The organism is Streptomyces sp. CO7 (assembly GCF_053474865.1).
Genome location: NZ_JBRIOU010000006.1, coordinates 418,292 through 421,958, shown reverse-complemented (window position 1 = coordinate 421,958; position 3,667 = coordinate 418,292). Strand labels below are relative to the sequence as shown.

Below are 3,667 nucleotides of genomic sequence, written 5' to 3'. Positions count from 1 at the left end.
GCCCGCAGTCGGCGACGTAGACCTGGGCGTGCGTGGGGTCCAGCAGGCCCGGCATGATCGAGGCGGTGACCCGCTGGGCGTCGACCGCGTGCCCGGTCATCAGCAGCTGGAACGCCGACAGCCGCACCTGGCGGACCGCGTCGGAGACCACCAGGTCGTCGGGGCGCTGCCCGCCGGGCATGGCGACGGTGAGCACCTTGGCGGCGCAGGTGGTGAGTTCGGTCTCGGCCTGTCCCAGCGGCCTCGGCGTGCCGACCACGAGGGCGCCCTGCGCGCCCAGCGGCACCGTTGAGACGTGCAGTCCCTCGAGCGCCTGCTGCGGCTGGTCGGGGTGCTCCAGCGCGGCCGCCAGGGTGACCGGCGCGGCGGGCGGGGCCGCCGCCCGCACCCCGCCGGCGTCCCGCACGACGACGCTGCCGGGCAGCTCCTCCGCGAGGTACTCGGCGACCCCGGTGACGGTGTCGGCCCGCGGGTGCGCGAGCTGGTCGAGCAGGGTGCCCAGCCGGGCGGCGTGCCGCCGGGCGGCGGTCACGCACAGCTCGGAGACACGGTGGGTCAGCAGCGCCTTCCAGTCGCTGAGCGAGTGCGAGGTGGTCAGCAGCGGCAGCCGGTGCTGGGCCGCGGTGTCCCGCAGGGCCGGGTCGAGGGTGTCGGGGGTCGCCCCGGACACGACGAGCGCCGCCGCGCCGCCGGCCGAGAGGGTGAACATGATCCGTTCGGCGTCCTCCAGGTATCTGCTGTGCGTGACTATCAGCGCGTGGGCGATGTTCGACCGGATCCAGTCGGTGTCGGACAGCACCTGCGCGGACTGCACTTCCCGGTCGTCCCCGGCACGGCACGCGGTGATGCCGAGTTCGGGGAAGGCCGGTAAATCTCGGACGGTCAACATGTGCCTGTCTCACTCCTCGTCGCTGGGGCGTACGTCGCGTCCGTCGCGCCAAGTCGAAAGGTTTCTTCTGCCCTTGCGGGTGGTGGAGAACAGCACCCCCACGTGGGCAGGGCAGGCGCGGAACGGGCTGGGCCGCCGGGCGACCGCGGTGATCGGGGCGGTCAGGTCCCAGAGCATGTCGACGGCCGTCTCGGTCGCGGCCTCCGCGATGGTGGTCGCCAGACCGGGCGCCGGGCACTGGTGGACCCCCGCGGACCAGGCGAGGTGACTGCGGTCGTGCGCGCCGCCGTCCCCGGGGCGGTGGGGATCGACGCCGGTGGCCGCGTGGTGGATCAGCACGGGGATGCCCGGCGGGACGTGCACCCCGTGCAGCACGGTGGGGCTCACCGCGTAGTAGGCGGACATGGTGGCGGCCGGGCAGCGGCGCGAGAGGGTCTCGGTGAGCGCCGCCCGCACGGTCACCGAACCGCCGATCAGCCGGGTCGCGTAGGCCGGGTCGGCGACCAGGGCGTGCAGGGTCGTGCCGATCCAGGCCGCGGTGGGCGCCGCGCCCAGGATGATCAGGGCGATCACCTGGTGGCACACCTCGTCGTCGCTGAGACCGGCGGGGTGCGCCAGCAGCCAGGACGCGAAGTCGCGGGCCGGGTGCTCCCGCTTCTCGTCGAGCACCTCCTGGACCATGGCGTACAGGTCCCACCACGCGGTGGTGGCGTCCGGCTGGGCGTCGGCGAGCCGGTCGGTGGCCGCCCGCACCCGGTCGGCCTGCTCGGGCGGAAGACCGGCCAGTCCGGTCATGGTCCGGGCCACCACCCGGTCCGCGTACTCGGCCATCAGGTCCAGGTGGCCGCGTTCGGCCACGTCCTCGATCAGGTCCCGGGCGTGACGCTGCACCGTCTCGCGGACCGCGTGCAGGTTGACCGAGGCCAGGCAGTCGCCCACCGCGCGCCGCAGCCGCTCGTGCCGCTCGCCGTCGCTGTGGTGCAGTCCGGGGGTGGCCAGATAGGTCAGCCGGGAGGGGACCACGCCGCGGTTCAGCGCCTCCCAGTGACCGGGGTCCTTGCGGAAGGCCGGGCCGGTCAGCACCTCCCGGGCCGCCTGCCAGCCGGTCACCACCAGGACGTGGATGCCGTCGGCGATCTCCGCCCAGGCCACCGGGCCCTGCGACCGCAGGTGCGCGTAGAGGTCCTGTTCGTCCAGGGCCGTGCCGTGAAGTCGGGGGACACCCGCGGAAGTCGTCATCGCACCTGGATCTCCTTGGGGCTCAGGACGTCCTTGACCAGGGCGATCAGGGACTGCTTCGCGGATTCGCGGGCCCGCGCGTCGATCCGGATCATCGGCCGGTCGTCGGGCAGGCTCAGCGCGTCCCGCAGGACCGGTTCGGGGTACACCGGCGCCTGGGGGAAGTCGTTGATCGCGATGACGTAGGGCAGGCCGGCCTCCTCGAGCAGGCCGATCGACTCGTAACAGGCGTCCACGTGCCGCGTGTCGACGAGGACGATGCCGCCCAGCGCGCCGTTGAGCAGGGAACGGATCATGTCGGCGAAGCGGGGCTGGCCGGGCGCGCCGAACATGTAGACGACGATGCCGCCCGCCAGCGTGCGCCGTCCGAAGTCCATGGCGACCGTGGTGGTCGTCTTGGCCGCGGTCGGCAGGTCGTCGACCATCTGCCCCGCCTGGCTGAGCCGTTCCTCGGTGCGCAGCGGCCGGATCTCGGAGACCGTCTCCACGAGGGTCGTCTTGCCGACGCCGAAGGCGCCGAGCACCACGATCTTCACGGAGGTGGACCCCGGAGGCAGGTAGTGCGGACGTCTAGAGTCGCTGAAGGCCATCGAGTATCCGTTCCAGGAATTCTTTCTCGTGCGGCTGGGCCTGCGGGACGAACGGGTCGGCCGCCAGCAGGTTCCCCCGGGTCACCAGGTCGGTCACCAGCACGCGGACCACCCCGCCGGGCATCTCCAGGTGGGCCGCCACCTCGGCCACCGACACGACCCCCGGCGCGCACAGCGCCAGCACCCGGTGGGCCTGCACGCCCAGGCCGGCCCGCGGCGCGGTCGGGGCGAGCGAGAGGAGGGTGGCGTGGTCGGTGCGCAGCCGCGGGGGTTCCGGGACCTCGTCCACGCCGGCCGGGTCCACCTCGCCGGAAGGCTCTTCCTCCGCGAGGGGGATGACGGTGTGGGAGCGGACCACCCCACGTCGGGTGTGCCCGCCGGCTGCCGGTCCGCCGCTCATTGCCCGGCTGTGAGCTGCCGTTCGCGGGCCTCCAGGTACGAACCGAGCCCTTTGATCAGTTTGAGGCTCTTGCCGATCGCGGCCTGCACCCGTGGCGAGCGGTCGCCCTCCACGGCCACCGCCAGACCGGTGTTGCGTCCGGCCGACAGGACCGCCACCGTCATCTCGGTGAAGTCGATGATGTTGTACTTCATCCGCATCTGGTCGGGGCGGCTGCCGGAGAACTCCAGGAAGACCGAGGTGTGCAGCGACGCCAGTCCGCTGAAGGCCGCGCTGAGCTTCTCGGCGGTGTCCCGGGGGATCCCGTCGGTGTGGGTGAGCATCATCCCGTCGCTGGAGAACAGCACGGCGCCGGTGACCCCGTCACCGAGCAGGGTGTTGAGCTGGGGCGCCATGTCGACGGTGTCGGCGGTGGCATGGGTGTACTCGGACATCTCAGGCTCCTAGGTCGTTCGTGCCGTCGCCGTAGCCCTCCATCAGGGTGTCCATCACCCGTCCCAGGTCCGCGGTGAACGTCTCGGGGTCGGGGAGGGCGGCGTGGGGCCGGGG

At 72.7% G+C, this 3,667-nt stretch carries 5 protein-coding genes; all 5 read right to left on the bottom strand.

The window, feature by feature from the left end:
- Positions 1-889, bottom strand: an 889-nt coding sequence (locus ACOV8S_RS23455) for a hypothetical protein (RefSeq protein WP_448320033.1), incomplete at its 3' end; no start/stop codon positions are given.
- A 9-nt stretch (positions 890-898) separates the two neighbouring features.
- The gene (locus ACOV8S_RS23450; RefSeq protein ID WP_448320032.1) at positions 899-2,128 is read right to left on the bottom strand and encodes a cytochrome P450; all 1,230 of its coding nucleotides are present in this window, start codon (positions 2,126-2,128) and stop codon (positions 899-901) included.
- Positions 2,125-2,718, bottom strand: coding sequence for a GTP-binding protein (locus tag ACOV8S_RS23445; RefSeq protein ID WP_382559545.1), 594 nt, complete (start codon positions 2,716-2,718; stop codon positions 2,125-2,127). The genes ACOV8S_RS23450 and ACOV8S_RS23445 overlap by 4 nt, the downstream gene beginning before the upstream one ends.
- Complete coding sequence (locus ACOV8S_RS23440; RefSeq protein ID WP_448320030.1) at positions 2,699-3,118, bottom strand: DUF742 domain-containing protein; 420 nt, start codon at positions 3,116-3,118, stop codon at positions 2,699-2,701. The genes ACOV8S_RS23445 and ACOV8S_RS23440 overlap by 20 nt, the downstream gene beginning before the upstream one ends.
- A complete protein-coding gene (locus tag ACOV8S_RS23435) occupies positions 3,115-3,552 on the bottom strand; it encodes a roadblock/LC7 domain-containing protein (protein WP_351116556.1) in 438 nt (145 codons plus the stop codon). Before ACOV8S_RS23435 ends, ACOV8S_RS23440 begins: the two co-directional genes overlap by 4 nt.
- Positions 3,553-3,667 lie beyond the last annotated feature (115 nt).